Below are 17,746 nucleotides of genomic sequence, written 5' to 3' on the forward strand. Positions count from 1 at the left end.
GACATGGATTTCCAGAAACTCAAACACCTGCTGGCGGTGGTCGAACACGGCACTTACTCGCGCGCCGCAGAGGCGGTCAACCTGTCGCAACCGGCGCTCAGCCGCAGCATCCAGGCGCTCGAAGCCGAACTGGGCCTGCCTCTGCTCGACCGCGGCACCCGTCGCGTGCGCCTCACGCCCTACGGCGCCTGCGTAGCCGAACGCGCGCGCCGCATGCGCTTCGAAGAAGCGGAGCTGCAGCGCGAACTGAAAACACTGCACAGCGGCGAATCGGGCACGCTGTCCATCGGCCTGAGCCCGGCGCCCGCATCGCTGCTGCTGTCGCCCTTCCTGGCCCACATGGCAGAGCGCCATCCCCAGGTACGCGTGGGCGTCGAACTGGGCGCCACCGCCGCCTTGCTGGAAATGCTGCGCGACGAACGCATCGACGCCATGGTCTGCGACGCCCGCATGCTGTATGACGCGGCCGACCTGGAAACCCGCGCCCTGCCCCCGCTGCGCGCGGGCCTGGTGTGTCGCAAGGGCCATCCCATCCTTGCCCACAAGCGGCCCGGCATAGAACAGGTCCGCCAGTACCCCATGGCATCCACCACTCTCAGCCCGGAAGTCTCGCTGCGGCTCGCGGAAACCCTGGGGCCGGGCGGCGCGCCGGAACAAATGGTCACCCACCGCTGCGAGAATCTGGACGCGCTGGTGGAACTGGCGCTGCGCACGGACGCCTTGCTGCTGGGCGTGATCTGCGTCACGCGGCAGCAGCAGGAAGCCGGGCTGCTGGTCGAAGTGCCGATCCCGTCCGACCCGCAGCGCCAGGGGCACTATGCGCTGGCCCGGCTGGCGGGGCGCACTCCGTTGACGGCACAGGATGCGCTGTATGAGTTCACCCGGGAATGTTGGAACGGATTCTTGGCGCCTATCGGCGCGTCGCCAGCCTGAAAAGGACGAGGCTGAGCAGCGCAGCCGCAATGTTGTAAAGCATGGCCGCCGCCAGCGCGCCTCCGTAGATCGATGCGCCGTCGCTGGCGGGCAAGCTCCCCGCGGCCTCAAGCATCGTGAAGATGACGCCGCCCACTACCGCCACGCCCGCGGAAGTCCCGACGACTTGCAAGGTGCTGAGCATGCCGGAAGCCATGCCGGCCTGTTCCTCCTGCACCGCCCCCAGAATGGCGTTGAATGCCAGCGGGATCACCAGCCCTTGCCCCGCGCCATTCAGCACCAGTGACGCCACCAACAGCGCCAGATTCTGGGGCTGCGTGGCGGCGGTAACCGCGGACAGCGCCAAGCCCGCGGTAAAGACCAGCACACCGAACAGCAGCGCCCCGCGTCCATAGCGGGTGGCCAGTTTCGGACCGGCAAGCGACGCGCCAAAGAACGCCAGCGCCGAGGGCGTGAACACGGCGCCCGCCGCCAGCGGCGCGAACCCCAGCCCGAACTGCAACAGCAGCGTCAACGCGAAGAAGAACGAACTGATGGCTGAAAAAAAGAAAAACACCGCGCCTATGCCTGCCACGAATGGCCGGTTGGCAAACAACCCCATATCCAGCACAGGCACGCCACCGCGCCGGGCCAGCGCTTTCTCATAGCGGACGAAATACGCCAGCACACCCAACGCCAGCGCGGGCCCCGCAAGCGACCACCAGGGCCATCCATGCTCTCGTCCCTCCATGACAGGCACCAGGATCAGGGCCAGCCCGGCAGCGCCCGCAAGCGCGCCGCGCAGGTCCACCCGCGTCGGAACCGGCGCGCGCCATTCGGGAAGCGCCCGCCGCCCCGCCAGCATTGCAGCAATGCCGATCGGGACGTTGATGAGAAACACCAGCCGCCACCCCAAGTCCAGCGGATTCAGCGTGATGAGCATGCCGCCCAGCAACTGCGAAATGCTTGCGGCCACGCCCTGCACCGCGCCCATGATGCCGAACGCGCGCCTGCGCGCCTCGCCCTCGAACACCACTCTTATCGAAGCCAGCACTTGCGGCATCAGCACGCCCGCCCCCACGCCCTGCAGGGCGCGCGCCAGGATGAGCTGCCACGGCGTGACCGCCACCCCGCATAACGCCGAAGCCACGGTGAACAGCCCCATGCCGGCCAGGAACAAGCGCCGCCGCCCGAACAGGTCGCCCAAACGCGCGCCATTGATCAGGCACAAGCCATAAGCCAAAGCGTAAGCCACCACGATCAGCTGCAAATCGGTATCCGATGCCGACAAGCCGCTCTGGATGCTGGGCAATGCGACATTGACGATGAAGAGATCCAGGATCGTCACGAAGTTGCCCGTCAACAGCACAGCGAGGGCGCGCCAGGGGCGGTTCTTTTCAGCTTGCAGCGCAAATTCAGCGTTCATTCTTCACATTTATATATGTACGATCGTATTTATAGTATCGTGAAAGAATGAAACCCGTGCAAGCAGAAAAACAAGGTCCGATGAAACCGTTGCCCCCCTCTCCCCCACCCGATGGCCGCCGCTTGCGCGGCGAGCGCGCGCGAGCCCGCGTGCTCGACGAAGCCGTAAAGCTCCTCTCCGTCGAAGGACTGGACGGCCTGACCTTCGGCCAGGTGGCCGACTTGGCTGAAGTGGGAAAAAGCAATCTTCAGGTTCTGTTCGGCGACAAGGAAAACCTGCAACTGGCGGCCTTGGCCCATGCGATAGGCCTGTACCAGACCCAGGTTGTCGAGCCAGCCATGCGCAAGCGCACGCCGCTGACGCGGCTGCGCGCCCTGATGAACGGCTGGTTCGACTTCGTGGAAACCCGCCAGCTTCCGGGCGGCTGCGTCATCACCGCGGTAAGCAGCGAATATCGTGCGCGTCCCGGCCCCTTGCGCGACGCCATCCAGCAATACCGCGAAGCAGGACGCACGCGTCTTTACGGATTGATCCGCGAGGCCCGGGCGCAGGGACAAATCGCAGCCGACGCCGACGAGGCGAAACTGGTCATGGAGCTGCTGGCCTACCAGGCATATGCCAACGTCGCCGCGTCGATGGACGACCATGCGGAGTTCGGCCGCGCCAAGGCGGCTGCCATGGAAGTGCTTGCAAAAGCGGCTCGCTGACAACGGCGAACCCGGGTTCCGGCCAGACCGCCTACGCTTTCTTGCGGCCCGGTTCTTGCGCCACCGCCTGCATGCTCAACCAATGTGCAACCGCCTGGACAGGCGCCGAGGGCGGCCGGTCGGCGGGCATGGCCAGATGGTAGGTATGCCCGGCGATCTCCGGGCCGAAGGGCTGCACCAGATGGCCCGCTTCCAATTCTTCGGCGATCAACGCCAGGCTGACCAGCGCCACGCCATGGCCGGCGACGGCGGCCTGTATGGCGTGGCCTTCATCGGAAAAGCGCAACTGGCCCGCCTGCCGCGGCAAGGAACGCTGCGCGACCGCGAACCAGCGCTCCCAGGTCGGATTGTCCGGATGGGACCATTTCCAGTTGAAACGGATCAAGGGCACGCCGGCCAGATCGTCCGGCGATGCCACGCCCAGCCGCGGATTCGCCACGGGCGCGAAGCGGTCCGTGAACAGCGGCTGCGCGACGAGGCCCGGATACGGCCCGCGGCCATAGCGGATCGCGATGTCGACCGCGGCCGATCGCAGATCGACCACGTCGTCGCTGGCTTGCAACTGCAGATCGATGCCCGGATGCTTGCTGCGGAAATCCGCCATGCGCGGCACCAGCCATTTCACCGTGAACGCGTTGGTCGCGGAGATGGTCACCTGCATCCGCGTGCGCTGCTGCGTCAAACGCGCCAGCGCCGCCTCGAAGGCATCGAAACCATCCCGCAGCACAGGATAGAGCTGTGCGCCCGCCTCAGTCAGCGACACCCTGCGCACGTGGCGATCGAACAGCGCCAGCCCGGTCTGCGCTTCCAGCGCGCGGATCTGATGGCTGACGGCGGTCGGCGTGACGGCCAGTTCCTCGGCGGCGGCCTTGAAACTGCCCAGGCGCGCGGCGGCCTCGAATACGCGCAGTCCAGAGAGCGGAAGAGATCGGCGTTGCATGGTCATGGATGAGATTTTCTCATCTTATAGCTGATAAATGAACCTTTGTCAGCGTCCCGGCAGATTTCTACATTTACGGCATGGACCAGCGATTCTCGCGCTGATTCACAGATCAACCATAAATGAAGGAAATCGCATCATGCTACAGCGCGTCATCACCCAGCCCGACAACTACGAACCCTTCCTGCTGTCGCAAGGCATCCAGTTCGGCAATCTGCTGTTCATCTCCGGCCAGGCTGGCGCCGGCGATGACGGCAAGATCGTCGAGGGCGGCTTTCTGCCCCAGGGCGAACAAGCCTTCCTGAACTTGCGCCGCGCGCTCGAAGCCGGCGGCTCCAGCCTGAAGGACGTCATCAAGGTGACCATCTTCGTCACCGACATGGGGCACTTCCAGGACGTGGTCACGCTGCGCCGCCGCCACTTCTCGGCTCCCTACCCCGCCGACACGATCGCCGAGATCAAGGCGCTCTACGACCCGGCCGCCATGATCGAGATCGAGGCCATCGCGGCCGTCCGTCCGCAGGAGGGCCGTTGACATGGGCGCGCTCGACTATCGTACGAACGACGCGGCGCAGGCCGGACTGTTCACGCCGCTGCAGCTGGAAAGGGGCTTGACCCTGGCCAATCGTCTCGCCGTCGCCCCCATGACCCGCGTCAGCGCCACGGAAGATGGCCGCGCCACGCCGCAGATGGCCGATTACTACGCAGCCTTCGCGGCCGGCGGCTTCGGCCTGGTGATCACCGAGGGCATCTACACCGACCGGGCGCATGCGCAGGGCTACCTGTTCCAGCCCGGCCTGACCGACGACGCCCAGCGTGACGCCTGGCGCGCCGTGGTCGACCGTGTACATGCGCACGGCGGCCGCATCGTCGCGCAGCTCATGCATGCGGGTGCGCTGTCGCAGGGCAACCCATACCGCGGCACGACGAAGGGTCCCTCGGCCGTACAGCCCAAGGGACAGCAGATGGCGTTCTATCGGGGCGATGGGCCGTACCGGACGCCTGAAGCCATGTCGGACGAGGACATCGCGGAGGCCATCGACGGCTTTGCCCAGGCCGCGCGCCGGGCGCAGGAGGCCGGCTTCGACGGCGTCGAGATACACGGCGCCAACGGCTACCTGCTGGACCAGTTCCTCACCACCCACACCAATCTGCGCACAGACCGCTATGGCGGCAACCTGGACAACCGGCTGCGCTTGACGCTGGAAGTCATCCAGGCCGTACGCCAGGCTACGGGGCAGCGCTATGTCGTGGGCGTGCGCAGCTCCCAGGGCAAGGTCAATGACTTCACCCACAAATGGGAAGGCGGCGAGGCGGATGCGGCGCAGATCTACCGCACGCTGGGCGCGCAGCCCGTCGACTACCTGCACACGACCGAGTTCGAGGCCTGGCGTCCGGCTTTTGGAGATCAGGGCCCAAGCCTCGCGGCATTGGCGCGGCGGCACGTCGCGGTCCCGGTGCTGGCCAACGGATCGTTGCATGACCCGATGGCGGCCAACGGGATGATGGCGCGGGAGGAAGCGGACTTCGTTTCGCTCGGGCGCGGCGCGCTGACACATTCCGATTGGCCCGCAAGATTGCGCGCGGGCGCGGCGATGGAGAGTTTTGATCGGGGGTTGCTGGCGCCGATTGCGGATCTGGCCAATGCGGCGCGGCATCGCGAGGCACGCCCGGAATGATGATCCTATACAATTAGCAATCATTCCCATTAGCGTTTGAACGGAAGCCCCCTTGCCTAGCGCCGACTTTGCCTCCTCCGACGATTTCGTCAGCCTGTATCGAGAGCATCACGGCTGGCTCGTGCAGATGCTGCGCCGGCGGCTCAGCGGCAATACCGAAAACGCCGCGGACCTGGCGCACGACACCTTCGAACGCGTCATGCGCAGCGAGTCGCGCGCGGCGTTCGCCGAGCCGCGCGGTTTCCTCACCACCGTCGCCAAGCGCCTCCTTATCGACCAGTCGCGCCGCCGCGCGGTGGAACAGGCCTATCTGGAAACGCTGGCCTCGCGCAGCGAGGCCGTCGAGCCCAGTCCCGAAACGCATGCGCTGGTGATGGAGGCGCTGAACGCCGTATGCCGCATGCTGGAGCAGTTGCCGCCGCGGGCGCGCCGGGTCTTCGTGCTGGCGCAGGTGGAAGGCCTGCCCTACCGCGACATCGCCCAGCAGCTCGACATTTCGGTGGCGGCCGTGCAGCGCGACATCGTCAAGGCCTGGGAGCATTGCTACGCGGTGCTGTACGCATGAGCGCCGCCCAAGCCGAACGGCTGCATCCCGACATCATCAAGCAGGCGGCGCTCTGGATGATGCGGACCGGGGACGCGCCCGATGCGGCCACGCAAGCCGCCTGTGCGGCTTGGCGTCAGGCAGACGCGCGCCACGAACTGGCTTGGCAGCGCCTGCAGGGCATCGGGCGCGAGGTCCACACCATCAACACCGGCAAGGTGTCCGAAGGCGCCGCCAGCCAGACCATCCTGCGTTACTGCGAGCAGCGTTCGCGCCGCAGCGTCATGAAATGGGCCGCGGGCGGCATCTGCCTGGGCACGCTGGCATGGGCGGGCGCGCGCGAAGGCTGGTGGGAAGGCAGCACCGTCTATCGCACCGCCACCGGCGAGCAGCGGACCATGACCCTGCCTGACGGCACCCTCCTGACGCTGAACACCGACACTGCCGTGGCGTTGCGCTACGACGCGCAGCAACGCCGCGTCACGCTGCGCAGCGGAGAAATCCTGATCGCAACGGGCGCGGATGGCGCCGGACGCCCCTTCAGCGTGCAGACCCGGCACGGCCTGCTCACGCCGCTGGGCACGCGCTTTACCGTCCGCCAGCTGGACGACAGCGATGGCTCGACGCGCCTTGCCGTCTTTGAAGGGGCTGTGCGCGTGGATCCCGCCGGGCGGGTCGTGCATGCCGGCGAACAGGCGGAATTCGACGGACGCACGCTGGCTCCCGCAATCCGTGTCGACGGCACGGAGCCTGCCTGGGCCGCCGGCATGCTGGTCGCGAACCGCATGCGGCTGGACCAGTTCCTCGCGGAACTGGGGCGCTACCGCGTCGGCATCCTGCGTTGCGACCCCAGGGTGGCGGACCTCGAAGTCACCGGGGCGTTCCGCATCGACGACACCGACCGGGCGCTGGAAGTCCTGGCCGGCGTGCTGGACCTGAGGCTGCGATACCGCACGCGCTACTGGGTCAGCGTCGATCGCGCCTGACGTGCAGAGCCTCAGCCTGGGCGGTCTTCCAGGAAATTTGTAACGACGGCGAAGATTTTCGGATGTGGTTCGTTAGACATAGAGACAGACCCGAGGCGCCCGCGGTCTGGCCTTACCCATCGACGAACCAGGAAGCCCTCATGGCAGCACGCCATACACCCTCTACTCTTGCCGCGCCCCAGCCCCCCGGGGCAGTCCCGGCGCGCTTGCGCCTTGCCGTCCAACTGGCCTTGGCCGCAATGGCCCCGCTCGCCGCGCCCGCCGTGTCCTGGGCCCAGCCCGCGACCGCGCAAGGGGTCGCCTTCGCGATCGCCCCCACGACGCTGGACGAAGCGCTGGGCCAGTTCGGCGTCGCCGCCAACGTCACCGTGGCCGCGTCGCCGACGTTGACCCGCGGGGTGATGACGCAAGGGCTTACCGGCCGCTACACCGCGGAACAGGGCCTCACGCGCCTGCTCGCAGGCACGGGCCTGCAAGCCGTGGCCAACGCCAACGGAGAGGGTTATCACCTGCGCCGCATTCCGCAGGGCGAAGCGACCACGCTCGCGCCAGTCACGGTGACAGGCATGGCCGACCCGGCCGTCACCGAAGGCACGGGCAGCTATACCAGCGGGTTCGTGACCATAGGCAAGGGCGAGCAGACCCTGAAGGAGATTCCGCAATCGGTCACGGTGGTGACGCGCCAGCGCATGGACGACCAGAACGCCAACACGCTGGACGACGTGCTGGCCAATAGCACCGGCATGACGCTCTACAAGAGCCCGATGGGCGGCAACTACGTGTTCTCGCGCGGCTTCCGCGTCGACAGCTACCAGTTCGACGGCGTCAACCGCGCGTTCTATTACCCCCAGGCCAACAGCTTCACCAGCAGCACCGTGATCCTGGACCGCGTCGAAATCATCCGCGGCGCCACCGGCCTGTTGCAGGGCGCCGGCTCGCCCAGCGCCGCGGTCAACCTGGTGCGCAAGCGCCCGCTGGCCGAAAACCAGGTGCAGTTGTTAGCCAGCGGCGGCTCCTGGAACAACTACCGCGCCGACATCGATGCGACCGGCCCCTTGAACGCGTCGGGCTCCCTGCGCGGACGCGCCGTGGCCAGCTACAACGACCGGGACTACTTCTACGACAACGCCGACAGCCGCACCGGCGTGCTGTATGGCGTACTCAGCTACGACCTGGGCCCCGCCACCACCTTGACCGGCGGCGTCAGCTACGAAGAACTGCGATCCACGCCGTTCTTCCACGGCCTGCCCCACTACACCAACGGGGACGACATCGGGCTGAAGCGTTCGACCTCGCTCTCGCAAGACTGGAACCGCTGGAACGGCAAGCAGACCACCGTGTTCGCCGAGCTTGCGCACCGCTTCAACCAGGACTGGTCGCTGAAACTCACCGGGACTTCCACCCAGGAGTCCAACGATTCCAAATACGCCTTCACCGAAGGCGCGGTCAATCCGGCCACCGGACTGGGGCCGACGATGTACGCCGGCATCTTCGATTTCTCCACGCACAACAAGGCGCTCAACCTGGATGTGGACGGCGCGTTTGAGGCGCTGGGCCGCAAGCATTCGATCAGCGTGGGCGCCAGCATCAACGAACTGACCAGCAAGAACGATTTCGCGACCGCGCGCCTGAACCGCGCCGTGAACGTCTGGGATCCGGATCACCACGTGCCCGAGCCCACCGACGACTGGTTGCGCGAGAATGCCTACCGCGGCGCCGCGACCGTCATCACGATGAAGCAGACCGGCGTCTACGGCGTCGGCCGCTTCAAGCTGGCCGATCCGTTGACGCTGGTGGCGGGCGCCCGCGTCAGCTGGTACGAGAACACCGGCAAGTACCGCGACGACGGCAAGCAGTACACCGACCCCTACAAGGAAAACGGCGTCGTCACACCGTACGGCGGCCTGATCTACGCCTTCAATCCCCAGTGGTCCGGCTATGTCAGCTTTGCGGAAATCTTCGAGCCGCAGAACGCCGTGGACGCGTCGGGCCAGATACTCGACCCCATCATGGGCAAGAACTACGAAGCCGGCATCAAGGGCGAGCTGCTCGATGGCCGGGTCAACGCCTCGGTCGCCCTCTTCCGCGTCGACCAGAAGAACCGCGCCCAGCAAGACCTGGTCAGCGCATGCACCGTGGGCGACATCTGCTATCTGTCCAGCGGCAAGGTGCGCAGCCAGGGCGTGGACGCCGAAATCAGCGGCGAGGTGGCCCCGGGCTGGCAGCTGTTTGCCGGCTACACCTTCAACACCCTGAAGTTCCTGGATGACACCGAGGTATCGAGCACCAACTTTGGACGCACGGTGACGCCCAAGCACATCCTGCGCCTGTGGTCCGACTACCGCCTGCCCGGCGCATGGTCGGCGTGGACCTTGGGCGGCGGCGTGAACTACCAGACCGGCAGCTACACGGAAACCCGCTCGGTGCGGGTCTCGCAGGCGCCGTACGCCGTCTGGAATGCACGCATCGGCTACAAGATCAACAAGAACTGGTCGGCGGCATTGAACGTGAACAATCTGTTCGACAAGACCTACTACCAGACGATAGGCGCGCCGGGCTGGGGCAGCTTCTACGGCGAGCCCCGCAACGCGACGCTGACGGTGCGCGGGACCTTCTGATAGAGCGAAACGATTAAGTAAAATGGTTTTATCTCAATAAACCATGAATTTTCATCATGCTTGATCGTGTCCATCTATCCATCGTGCAGGAGGTCGAAAAGCAGGGTTCGCTGACTGCCGCCGCTGGCGTCCTGCACGTGACGCAGTCGGCCCTGAGCCACAGCATGAAGAAGCTGGAGCAGCAACTGGGCACCGACATCTGGCTGCGCGAAGGCCGCAGCCTGAGGCTCACGCAAGCCGGCCAATACCTGTTGGCGGTGGCCAACCGGGTATTGCCGCAACTGACCCTGGCCGAAGAACGACTGCGCCAGTTCGCCCAGGGAGAACGCGGGTCGCTGCGCATCGGCATGGAATGCCATCCCTGCTATCAATGGCTGCTGAAGATCGTCTCGCCGTATCTGGCAGCCTGGCCGGATGTGGACGTGGACGTGAAGCAGAAATTCCAGTTCGGCGGCATCGGGGCGCTGTTCGGCTACGAAATCGACCTGCTGGTCACGCCTGACCCGCTGAACAAACCCGGGCTCGTGTTCGAGCCCGTGTTCGACTACGAACAAGTGCTGGTCGTCGCCGGCAACCACCCTCTTGCCCGGGAGGAGTACGTCACTCCCAAACAGCTTGCCAACGAAGTACTGGTGGCTTATCCGGTGCCGGTGGACCGGCTCGACATCTACAACATGTTCCTGACGCCGGCCGGCATCATACCCAAGCGCCACAAGGCCATCGAGACCACCGACATCATGCTGCAAATGGTCGCCAGCGGCCGTGGGGTGGCGGCGTTGCCGCGGTGGCTGGTGCTGGAGTACGCGGACACGATGCATGTGGTGCCAGTCCGCTTGGGCAAGAAAGGCATTGCCAAACACATCTATCTGGGTGCACGCGAGGCAGATATCGGCATCGACTATCTGCGCGCGTTCATTGAACAAGCGAAAAAGCCTGCCACGGCTTGATTCGCGGCTGCGGCTGCTCGTCAGGCGGTCTGATCTTCCGGCAGATCGGCCGCGCGCTCATCCATGAATCAGACTAATTGATCCATTAGATCAATTCACTTTTATTCATGGATTGCCCGACATAAACTACGCCCCCTGTACCGCCAAAGTCAAGACTGCTGAACAAAGAAAGAAAACAGGCAGCGCTGGAAAAGCAGGAAATAGACGCGGGTTTTATCTCAGGATTCAGGGCAGCAGAGCACCATGAGTAAAGAGTTTGCATTTGCCATCAAGAGCATTTGTTTCGATGAGGACTATCGTCCTTCAGACAATACGCGGATCACAACCAACTTCGCCAATCTGGCCCGGGGCACGAGTCGCCAGGAGAACCTGCGCAACACCCTCCGGATGATCGACAACCGCTTCAATGCCCTGGCGCATTGGGACAATCCCAAGGGCGACCGCTACGCCGTCAACCTTGAGATCATTTCCGTCGAGATGAGCATCCCCGGCGCAAGCAGCGGCAATGCCCTCCCCTTGATCGAAATACTGAAGACGAGCATCGTCGACAAGAAGACCAACGAACGCATCGAAGGCATCGTCGGGAATAACTTTTCCTCGTACGTGCGGGATTATGACTTCAGCGTGCTGCTGCTGGAACACACCAAGAACCAGCCGGTATTCAGCGCTCCGGAGAACTTCGGAGACCTGCACGGGAAGCTGTTCAAGTGCTTTGTAAATTCAAGCACTTACAAGCAGCACTTCAGCAAGCCGCCCGTGATATGCCTGAGCGTATCGAGCAGCAAGACCTATCATCGGACTGAAAATCAGCACCCCGTACTGGGCGTTGAATATCAGCAGGATGAATATTCCCTGACTGACGAATACTTCAAGAAGATGGGCATGAAGGTCCGCTACTTCATGCCGCCGAACAGCGCCGCGCCTTTGGCTTTTTATTTTTCCGGCGATTTGCTGAGCGACTACACCAATCTGGAGCTGATCAGCACCATCAGCACGATGGATACCTTCCAGAAGATATACCGGCCAGAGATCTACAACGCGAACTCCGCGGCAGGAAAATCCTATCAGCCCAGTTTGAAGCATCAGGATTATTCCTTGACCCGGATTGTCTACGATCGAGAGGAACGTAGCCAATTGGCTATCGAGCAGGGAAGGTTTGTCGAGGAACACTTCATCAAACCGCACCAGGCGATTCTTGAGCAGTGGTCCGCCAACTACCCTCTTTGACCAATCAAAAATATCAAGGCATCTATTGTGAAAAAATTGCTCCCTACTTCCACTGCCGGCAGCTTGCCTAAACCCTCCTGGCTTGCTGAACCCGAGAAACTCTGGTCGCCCTGGAAATTGCAGGACGAGGGCTTGGCCGAAGGCAAGCAGGATGCGCTGCGTCTGTCGCTGCAGGAACAGCAGCACGCCGGCATCGATATCGTCAGCGATGGCGAACAAACGCGTCAGCATTTCGTGACGACGTTCATCGAGCACCTGGAAGGCGTGGACTTCGAGAACCGCAAGACCGTCAGGATCCGCGACCGCTACGATGCGAGCGTGCCGACGGTTGTGGGCGCCGTGGCGCGCCGCAAGCCGGTGTTCGTCGAAGATGCCAAGTTCTTGCGCCAGCAGACCAAGCAACCGATCAAATGGGCCTTGCCGGGTCCCATGACGATGATCGATACGCTTTACGACGGCCACTATCAAAGCCGCGAAAAGCTGGCGTGGGAATTCGCCAAGATTCTCAATCAGGAAGCCAGGGAGCTGGAGGCCGCGGGTGTCGACATCATCCAGTTTGACGAGCCCGCATTCAACGTGTTCTTTGACGAGGTGAATGATTGGGGCGTGGCCACACTGGAAAAGGCCATTGAAGGGCTCAAGTGCGAAACCGCCGTCCATATCTGCTATGGCTATGGCATCAAGGCCAATACGGATTGGAAGAAGACGCTGGGATCGGAGTGGCGGCAATACGAAGAGGCTTTTCCCAAGCTGCAAAAATCCAGTATCGACATCGTCTCGCTGGAATGCCAGAACTCGCGCGTCCCTATGGATCTGATCGAACTCATCCGGGGCAAGAAAGTGATGGTGGGCGCCATTGATGTGGCAACCAACATCATTGAAACTCCCGAGGAAGTCGCCGACACCCTGCGCAAGGCGCTTCAGTTTGTCGATGCCGACAAGCTCTATCCTTGCACCAACTGCGGCATGGCTCCCTTGTCCCGCGCAGTCGCACGAGGCAAGCTGAGCGCCTTGAGCGCCGGCGCGGAAATCGTCCGCCGGGAACTCCCGAACTGATTCCCAGGCGGAAATGGTCGTCGCGCGGCTCGCGACGACCAAATCGAGCTGCACCCAGTATTCAACCCCCACTATGTCACTTTCCAGTACTGCGATCGAGCCCAGGCGCTTTCGCGAAGCTCTCGGGCACTACGCGTCCGGCATCACGGTAATCACATCGCAGATCGAAGGCGAGCCGATAGGCTTCACCTGCCAGTCATTCCACAGCGTTTCGATGAATCCGCCGTTGGTGTCGTTCAATGTGATGTGCAGTTCGGCCAGTTATCCCAAAATTCGCCAGGCGGGTCGATTCGTAGTCAATATCCTGTCCGACGAGCAAGTCAGGATTTCCAACCAATTCGCGCAGCGCGGCACGGACAAGTGGCACGACGTGGACTGGCAGGAATCGCCGCTGGGTAACCCGATCATTGCCGGCAGCCTGCATTGGCTTGATTGCGAGATTTATGCCGAACACGCCGCAGGCGATCACCTGATCGTGATTGGCGAGGTGAAAGCGTTGGATCTGCAAATCGCTGCTTCCACGCAGCCATTGCTGTATTTCAAAGGGCAGTATCGGAATATCGCCGCGCATGGCGCGATATAAGGTCTCGCCTCCTCCGCCCGGACACCGGCTTACAGCATCTGCCCATGAACGGGGTCTGAAGCCACCGCATTAGGCGACTGCAGCCTCGGCGGCTAAAGAACGCCGACGTCCGCAAGCCCGAGACCCTGCCGCTTCGGTGTTGTGAGGCGGGGTTCTTGAGTCGCCGGCGTCCGGACTGCGGGATTCCGATGCTCGCCCCGGTGGGGCTGCGCTTCGGATCCCTCCGTCCGGCCCCCGCCTCACGGCATCTGCCCATGATCGGGTCCGAAACCAACGCATTAGGCGACTGCCAGCCGAGGACCCCGGAGCCATCCGAAGCGCAGCCCCACCGGGGCGAGCATCGGAATGGCGCAGGGCAGCCTCGGCGGCTAAAGAACGCCGACGTCCGCGACCTCGAAGCCCTACCCCCCGCACTGAAGGTACGCCGACGGCGCGACGGCAATCGCGATCTTTCCTTGGATACCATTGTTGGGACTTTCCAGCCGCGCATGAGCCTGTGCAATGTCGGCAAGCGCATAGACCGCGCCCACATGCGGCCGCAACTGGCCGCGCGCGACCAACGCGCTCAATTCATCCAGCTTGCCGCGGTTCTGCCGCGTGAACACGAAGTGGTAGCTCGCGTTCTTGCCCCAAGCCTGGATCAGGTTTTGCGGCTGGGCGATGTCCACGATCGAGACGACCCGCCCCAATTGCGCAAGCGCATCGGGGCTGCGCGCAAGCGTGTCGCCGCCGATGGTATCGAACACGACGTCGACGCCGCGCCCGCCCGTTTCCCGCATGACGGCCTCGACGTAGTCTTCCTTCTCGTAGTCGATGACCACGTCGGCGCCCATGCTGCGCGCGAACTCGGCGTTGGCGGCGCGCACGGTCGTGTACACCTGCGCTCCGATGGCTTTGGCCAGCTGGATAGCCACATGGCCGACGCCGCCCGCGCCGCCGTGCACCAGGACGCTCTCCCCGACTCTCAGCCCCGCGCGCACGACCAGCGCTTCCCAAGCCGTGCCACCCACCAAGCTCAGGCTGGCCGCCTCAAGATGGCTGAGCGCGGACGGCTTCTTCCCGACGATGCCCTGCGCGGCGACGTGGTACTCGGCATAGCTGCCCGGCCCGTCGAAGATTTGCGGGGTGTACCAGACTTCGTCGCCAGGAACGAAAGCCGTTACGCCCGGCCCGACGGCTTCGACCACGCCCGAGACGTCGTGCCCGGTAATGGCCGGCAGCGGCACCAGATCGGCATAATCGCCGCGCCGGACCTGGTAATCCAGGGGATTGATCGAGGTCGCATGTACCCGGACCAGGACCTGTCCCGCCAGCGGCACCGGCTTGGGCAGGTCGCGGAGTTCGAACGATTCCGGGCCGCCGAATGATTTGAGTGTCATCGCTTTCATGGTTTTCCTTGTTTCGAAAAATAGGGATATCGGGAAATACCGATATTTACCTGCAAAAAATTACAGCTCTTTCCCGATGAGCCCGGCAAGAGCACGTATGGTTGCTTCGTTCCGCTTGTAGTAGGTCCACTGCCCAATGCGCCTGGCTTCCACCAGGCCCGCGCGCTGCAGCGTCGCCAGATAGTCGGACACCGTGGACTGCGACAGCCCCACGCCTTCCTGGATGCTGCTGACGCAGACCCCCACCGTATGAACGTCGCCCTCGTCCTGCGGCGGGAAGTTCTTGGCGGGGTCCTTCAGTCCTTTGAGGATCTCAAGGCGCGTACGGTTGGAGAGGGCTTTGAATATTTCGAGCAGATCCATGGCGCCATGATATCGGGATTTCCCGATATGTCAATAAACTGGATTCGCGCCCTACTTGTCGACCGACCGCATGTCGCAGGTCGTCTCCGATGACGAGCAGATGCCGCGAAACCACGCCCGCCCCCGCGTGCGGTCCTTGGGCGCCAGCGGCTCGAACGTGTCGCTATTGCGCATTTCGTAGTCCAGCAACAACCATTCGCCCTCGCAGGCGGCGATGCCGCGCAATTTGTAGTCTGATACTAACTTTCGACAAATGCTGGTAGCTCAGGCTGCTCTTGTTCGAGGCACCTTATGGTTTGACGCCCGGGCTTCTTTATGTCGGCCTCACCCAAGCCTCAATAGTCTCAAGCGTACAACGCGCGCTCAACATCCAGAGCACGCCACGCATGTTGCGTTCCATCTCGATCTGTCCAAGTTGTGTGCTCGTCGCTGTCATTGAGCACTTGCGCAGTATGTTGCAAATACAGGCAATAGTCTTTGTAGCGCTCAAGATTGGCGACATTGCTTTTGACGAATCCCTCTGCAACTTCGAAACCGAATTGCGGGAACTTCTCAGCGATCACAGAATCAATGACCCCGCACTTCTCGGGCGCAAGAAAAGCGCAGACTTTCGATGAAAACGCAATTTTAAGTTGTGGCAGGCAGTTGAGGGTTTTCAAGGCCGACGCATAGTCATCGGTCTGTAGGCAGTACTTCGCGTCCCGAATATGGCGCGCCACAACGTCAATGCCAAAATCGTTGGCCCCACGCATGCGTTGGGGCTTTCCCTTTACTATCCGATCGACACCATTAAGCGCCAGGAGAACCTTGCCGAGCGCACGTTCCGACCTTAGCCGCCTATCTTGTCCGCTCACATGCCCCCAAAATAGCGCAGACGCATAGCCCAGTACTGCTTGGTTATCATCATCAGAATGCAGTAACTCCTTCTGATACTGGTCTAGTTTCGACGTGCTGTCGAACACAATCTGGCCAAGATCGGATAGCGTTCCCGTGAGCGCCATGGCGGGATATGCATACTCGTTGCGTGTGATTTGCAATTGTGCAGGATGAAACGCCGAAACATGCATGGTTATCCTTGATTGATATGGCAAGAGAGTTCGAACTGCCTGCGGTGACCCATCACCGCAGCGCGTCCATGAAGGACATGAGGGGGACGGAATACTAGCGTTTAGTTGAACGGACGAGAGGAGGTCGGGGGAATAATTTTGTAGGCGAGCCTCTTCGGAGTTTTGTGGCCGACACTCCCGCTACCTATCAACCGACCTCATATCGCAAGTCGTCTCCGACGACGAGCAGATGCCGCGAAACCACGCCCGCCCCCGCGTGCGGTCCTTGGGCGCGAGCGGCTCGAACGTGTCGCTGTTGCGCAGCTCGTAGTCCAGCAACAACCATTCGCCCTCGCAGGCGGCGATGCCGCGCAGCGAGGCGCGCTCGGTCAGCCAGTCGCTGCCCAGATCCAGCAAACGTTCACTGCCGGCGTCGGGGCGGACGTAGCCTCGCGCCGATTGGATGCCGACCTGTGCATCCGCAGCTTCGATCCAGCCCTCGCCCCGATACACGGGCCGCGGCTTGCTCTGTTCATCGCCGGTCTTGTCGTCGCTGGCGTTCCTGATCTTGAGCCAGCCGTCGCGCGCCTCGGTCACGTCGAAGGTGACGCTGTAGTAGTCGATCTCGGGATCAGGGCCGTCGCCGCGAGTCGTCGGCAGGTTGCCCACCACCGCTCCTTGGGCGGACGCCGAGGCGCGCACCTGGATGACTGGCTTCTGGTCGGTGGTCCATCCGGAAAAGTTACATGCGGTCGGGCCCGGCGGGGTCCAGGCGGCAGGCTTGGAAGGTATCTGGGCGTTGATGGCGGGCGACACGGCCAGCGCGGCAAGCGCCAGGAGTATCCATCGCATGGTCATGGGCTTGGTCATGTGTCAGTTGCTGTTGATCCATTCCTGCGTATCCCGGACGAACCAGGGCAGATTCAAGCGCTCCCCTTCGCCGGACTGTATGGTCAGGCGTTGGTCCGAAGATCCAGGCGCGTTGTTCGTGCCCTGCCCCGTGGACGGAGAGCGGCTGCGATAGTCCAGCTCGGTTTGCTGGGGAGGTTTATCTGCGCAGGCGGCGATCAAGGTGCATGCGGTCGCGGCAAGAATGGTCCGCAGCGCCGAACGAAATATCTTCATGGTATTCAGGTTCCCGCTGAAGGGCACAGGCCCAGGTGCCGGAAAATCAGGGCCTCCAGCCCATACCTTACTCGCAATATGGGGTCGGCGCGGGCGTCTCACGTAGTTCGACGCGAGCCTCCCCGACATACTGACCCATCACCGGCAACGCCTCTGCCGTCAACGCGCGGTCGCACGCCTGACGCCAGACTAGCGACGT

The 17,746-nt window shown here is 63.1% G+C and carries 18 protein-coding genes and 1 pseudogene; 11 read left to right on the forward strand and 8 right to left on the reverse strand.

What is annotated here, in order from left to right; genetic code table 11:
• Positions 1-3 precede the first annotated feature (3 nt).
• Positions 4-933 (forward strand): LysR family transcriptional regulator, encoded by a 930-nt coding sequence (locus HV766_RS28500; RefSeq protein ID WP_175182263.1) that lies wholly within the window; start codon positions 4-6, stop codon positions 931-933.
• Here HV766_RS28500 and HV766_RS28505 read toward each other — a convergent pair.
• The gene (locus tag HV766_RS28505; protein WP_175182264.1) at positions 911-2,338 is read right to left on the reverse strand and encodes an MFS transporter; all 1,428 of its coding nucleotides are present in this window, start codon (positions 2,336-2,338) and stop codon (positions 911-913) included. The genes HV766_RS28500 and HV766_RS28505 overlap by 23 nt on opposite strands.
• A 15-nt stretch (positions 2,339-2,353) precedes the next feature.
• Between HV766_RS28505 and HV766_RS28510 the strand changes: the two are divergent.
• Positions 2,354-3,045 (forward strand): annotated as a pseudogene (locus tag HV766_RS28510) (TetR/AcrR family transcriptional regulator).
• Positions 3,046-3,076: 31 nt separating this feature from the next.
• Here the strand turns inward: HV766_RS28510 and HV766_RS28515 are convergent.
• Positions 3,077-3,985: a LysR substrate-binding domain-containing protein gene (locus HV766_RS28515; RefSeq protein ID WP_175182278.1), complete on the reverse strand. Its 909-nt coding sequence runs from the start codon at positions 3,983-3,985 to the stop codon at positions 3,077-3,079.
• 139 nt (positions 3,986-4,124) lie between these two features.
• Between HV766_RS28515 and HV766_RS28520 the strand changes: the two genes are divergently transcribed.
• The 9 genes from HV766_RS28520 (at position 4,125) to HV766_RS28560 (ending at position 13,625) form a co-directional block, all read left to right on the forward strand.
• Positions 4,125-4,520, forward strand: coding sequence for a RidA family protein (locus HV766_RS28520; RefSeq protein WP_175182265.1), 396 nt, complete (start codon positions 4,125-4,127; stop codon positions 4,518-4,520).
• A 1-nt stretch (position 4,521) separates the two neighbouring features.
• Complete coding sequence (locus HV766_RS28525) at positions 4,522-5,664, forward strand: NADH:flavin oxidoreductase (protein ID WP_175182266.1); 1,143 nt, start codon at positions 4,522-4,524, stop codon at positions 5,662-5,664.
• 52 nt (positions 5,665-5,716) lie between these two features.
• Positions 5,717-6,229: a sigma-70 family RNA polymerase sigma factor gene (locus HV766_RS28530; RefSeq protein ID WP_054456519.1), complete on the forward strand. Its 513-nt coding sequence runs from the start codon at positions 5,717-5,719 to the stop codon at positions 6,227-6,229.
• Positions 6,226-7,194 (forward strand): FecR domain-containing protein, encoded by a 969-nt coding sequence (locus HV766_RS28535; protein WP_175182267.1) that lies wholly within the window; start codon positions 6,226-6,228, stop codon positions 7,192-7,194. Before HV766_RS28530 ends, HV766_RS28535 begins: the two co-directional genes overlap by 4 nt.
• A 239-nt stretch (positions 7,195-7,433) precedes the next feature.
• Positions 7,434-9,812: a TonB-dependent siderophore receptor gene (locus tag HV766_RS28540; RefSeq protein ID WP_254593376.1), complete on the forward strand. Its 2,379-nt coding sequence runs from the start codon at positions 7,434-7,436 to the stop codon at positions 9,810-9,812.
• Between the two features lie 56 nt (positions 9,813-9,868).
• The gene (locus HV766_RS28545; protein WP_054456516.1) at positions 9,869-10,759 is read left to right on the forward strand and encodes a LysR family transcriptional regulator; all 891 of its coding nucleotides are present in this window, start codon (positions 9,869-9,871) and stop codon (positions 10,757-10,759) included.
• 243 nt (positions 10,760-11,002) lie between these two features.
• Positions 11,003-11,986 (forward strand): DUF1852 domain-containing protein, encoded by a 984-nt coding sequence (locus HV766_RS28550; RefSeq protein ID WP_054456515.1) that lies wholly within the window; start codon positions 11,003-11,005, stop codon positions 11,984-11,986.
• A gap of 27 nt (positions 11,987-12,013) precedes the next feature.
• Positions 12,014-13,042, forward strand: a complete 1,029-nt coding sequence (locus HV766_RS28555) for a methionine synthase (RefSeq protein WP_175182269.1) — start codon at positions 12,014-12,016, stop codon at positions 13,040-13,042.
• Positions 13,043-13,115: 73 nt separating this feature from the next.
• Complete coding sequence (locus tag HV766_RS28560; protein WP_054456513.1) at positions 13,116-13,625, forward strand: flavin reductase family protein; 510 nt, start codon at positions 13,116-13,118, stop codon at positions 13,623-13,625.
• Between the two features lie 401 nt (positions 13,626-14,026).
• Here the strand turns inward: HV766_RS28560 and HV766_RS28565 are convergent, their stop codons facing one another.
• The 6 genes from HV766_RS28565 to HV766_RS28585 form a co-directional block, all read right to left on the reverse strand.
• Complete coding sequence (locus HV766_RS28565; protein ID WP_175182270.1) at positions 14,027-15,013, reverse strand: zinc-dependent alcohol dehydrogenase family protein; 987 nt, start codon at positions 15,011-15,013, stop codon at positions 14,027-14,029.
• 60 nt (positions 15,014-15,073) lie between these two features.
• Complete coding sequence (locus HV766_RS28570; RefSeq protein ID WP_054456511.1) at positions 15,074-15,376, reverse strand: ArsR/SmtB family transcription factor; 303 nt, start codon at positions 15,374-15,376, stop codon at positions 15,074-15,076.
• 51 nt (positions 15,377-15,427) lie between these two features.
• Positions 15,428-15,550: a hypothetical protein gene (locus HV766_RS30315; RefSeq protein WP_302476951.1), complete on the reverse strand. Its 123-nt coding sequence runs from the start codon at positions 15,548-15,550 to the stop codon at positions 15,428-15,430.
• 170 nt (positions 15,551-15,720) lie between these two features.
• Positions 15,721-16,443 carry a hypothetical protein gene (locus HV766_RS28575; protein WP_175182271.1) on the reverse strand — a complete coding sequence of 241 codons (723 nt, stop codon included), beginning with the start codon at positions 16,441-16,443 and terminating at the stop codon, positions 15,721-15,723.
• A 180-nt stretch (positions 16,444-16,623) separates the two neighbouring features.
• A complete protein-coding gene (locus HV766_RS28580) occupies positions 16,624-17,292 on the reverse strand; it encodes a hypothetical protein (RefSeq protein WP_254593377.1) in 669 nt (222 codons plus the stop codon).
• Positions 17,293-17,295: 3 nt separating this feature from the next.
• A complete protein-coding gene (locus HV766_RS28585; protein ID WP_175182272.1) occupies positions 17,296-17,547 on the reverse strand; it encodes a hypothetical protein in 252 nt (83 codons plus the stop codon).
• Positions 17,548-17,746 lie beyond the last annotated feature (199 nt).

Source organism: Achromobacter aegrifaciens (genome assembly GCF_902859735.1).
Lineage (GTDB): Bacteria > Pseudomonadota > Gammaproteobacteria > Burkholderiales > Burkholderiaceae_B > Achromobacter > Achromobacter aegrifaciens.

What these genes read in the sequence shown, in the direction of transcription:
- HV766_RS28545 (WP_054456516.1), top strand. Translation starts at nt 9,869, where the DNA reads ATGCTTGATCGTGTCCATCTATCCATCGTGCAGGAGGTCGAAAAGCAG.
- HV766_RS28500 (WP_175182263.1), top strand. Translation starts at nt 4, where the DNA reads ATGGATTTCCAGAAACTCAAACACCTGCTGGCGGTGGTCGAACACGGC.
- HV766_RS28560 (WP_054456513.1), top strand. Translation starts at nt 13,116, where the DNA reads ATGTCACTTTCCAGTACTGCGATCGAGCCCAGGCGCTTTCGCGAAGCT.
- HV766_RS28580 (WP_254593377.1), bottom strand. Translation starts at nt 17,292, where the DNA reads ATGACCAAGCCCATGACCATGCGATGGATACTCCTGGCGCTTGCCGCG.
- HV766_RS28565 (WP_175182270.1), bottom strand. Translation starts at nt 15,013, where the DNA reads ATGAAAGCGATGACACTCAAATCATTCGGCGGCCCGGAATCGTTCGAA.
- HV766_RS28525 (WP_175182266.1), top strand. Translation starts at nt 4,522, where the DNA reads ATGGGCGCGCTCGACTATCGTACGAACGACGCGGCGCAGGCCGGACTG.
- HV766_RS28575 (WP_175182271.1), bottom strand. Translation starts at nt 16,443, where the DNA reads ATGCATGTTTCGGCGTTTCATCCTGCACAATTGCAAATCACACGCAAC.
- HV766_RS28535 (WP_175182267.1), top strand. Translation starts at nt 6,226, where the DNA reads ATGAGCGCCGCCCAAGCCGAACGGCTGCATCCCGACATCATCAAGCAG.
- HV766_RS30315 (WP_302476951.1), bottom strand. Translation starts at nt 15,550, where the DNA reads ATGCGCAATAGCGACACGTTCGAGCCGCTGGCGCCCAAGGACCGCACG.
- HV766_RS28515 (WP_175182278.1), bottom strand. Translation starts at nt 3,985, where the DNA reads ATGCAACGCCGATCTCTTCCGCTCTCTGGACTGCGCGTATTCGAGGCC.
- HV766_RS28520 (WP_175182265.1), top strand. Translation starts at nt 4,125, where the DNA reads ATGCTACAGCGCGTCATCACCCAGCCCGACAACTACGAACCCTTCCTG.
- HV766_RS28585 (WP_175182272.1), bottom strand. Translation starts at nt 17,547, where the DNA reads ATGAAGATATTTCGTTCGGCGCTGCGGACCATTCTTGCCGCGACCGCA.
- HV766_RS28550 (WP_054456515.1), top strand. Translation starts at nt 11,003, where the DNA reads ATGAGTAAAGAGTTTGCATTTGCCATCAAGAGCATTTGTTTCGATGAG.
- HV766_RS28540 (WP_254593376.1), top strand. Translation starts at nt 7,434, where the DNA reads ATGGCCCCGCTCGCCGCGCCCGCCGTGTCCTGGGCCCAGCCCGCGACC.
- HV766_RS28570 (WP_054456511.1), bottom strand. Translation starts at nt 15,376, where the DNA reads ATGGATCTGCTCGAAATATTCAAAGCCCTCTCCAACCGTACGCGCCTT.
- HV766_RS28505 (WP_175182264.1), bottom strand. Translation starts at nt 2,338, where the DNA reads ATGAACGCTGAATTTGCGCTGCAAGCTGAAAAGAACCGCCCCTGGCGC.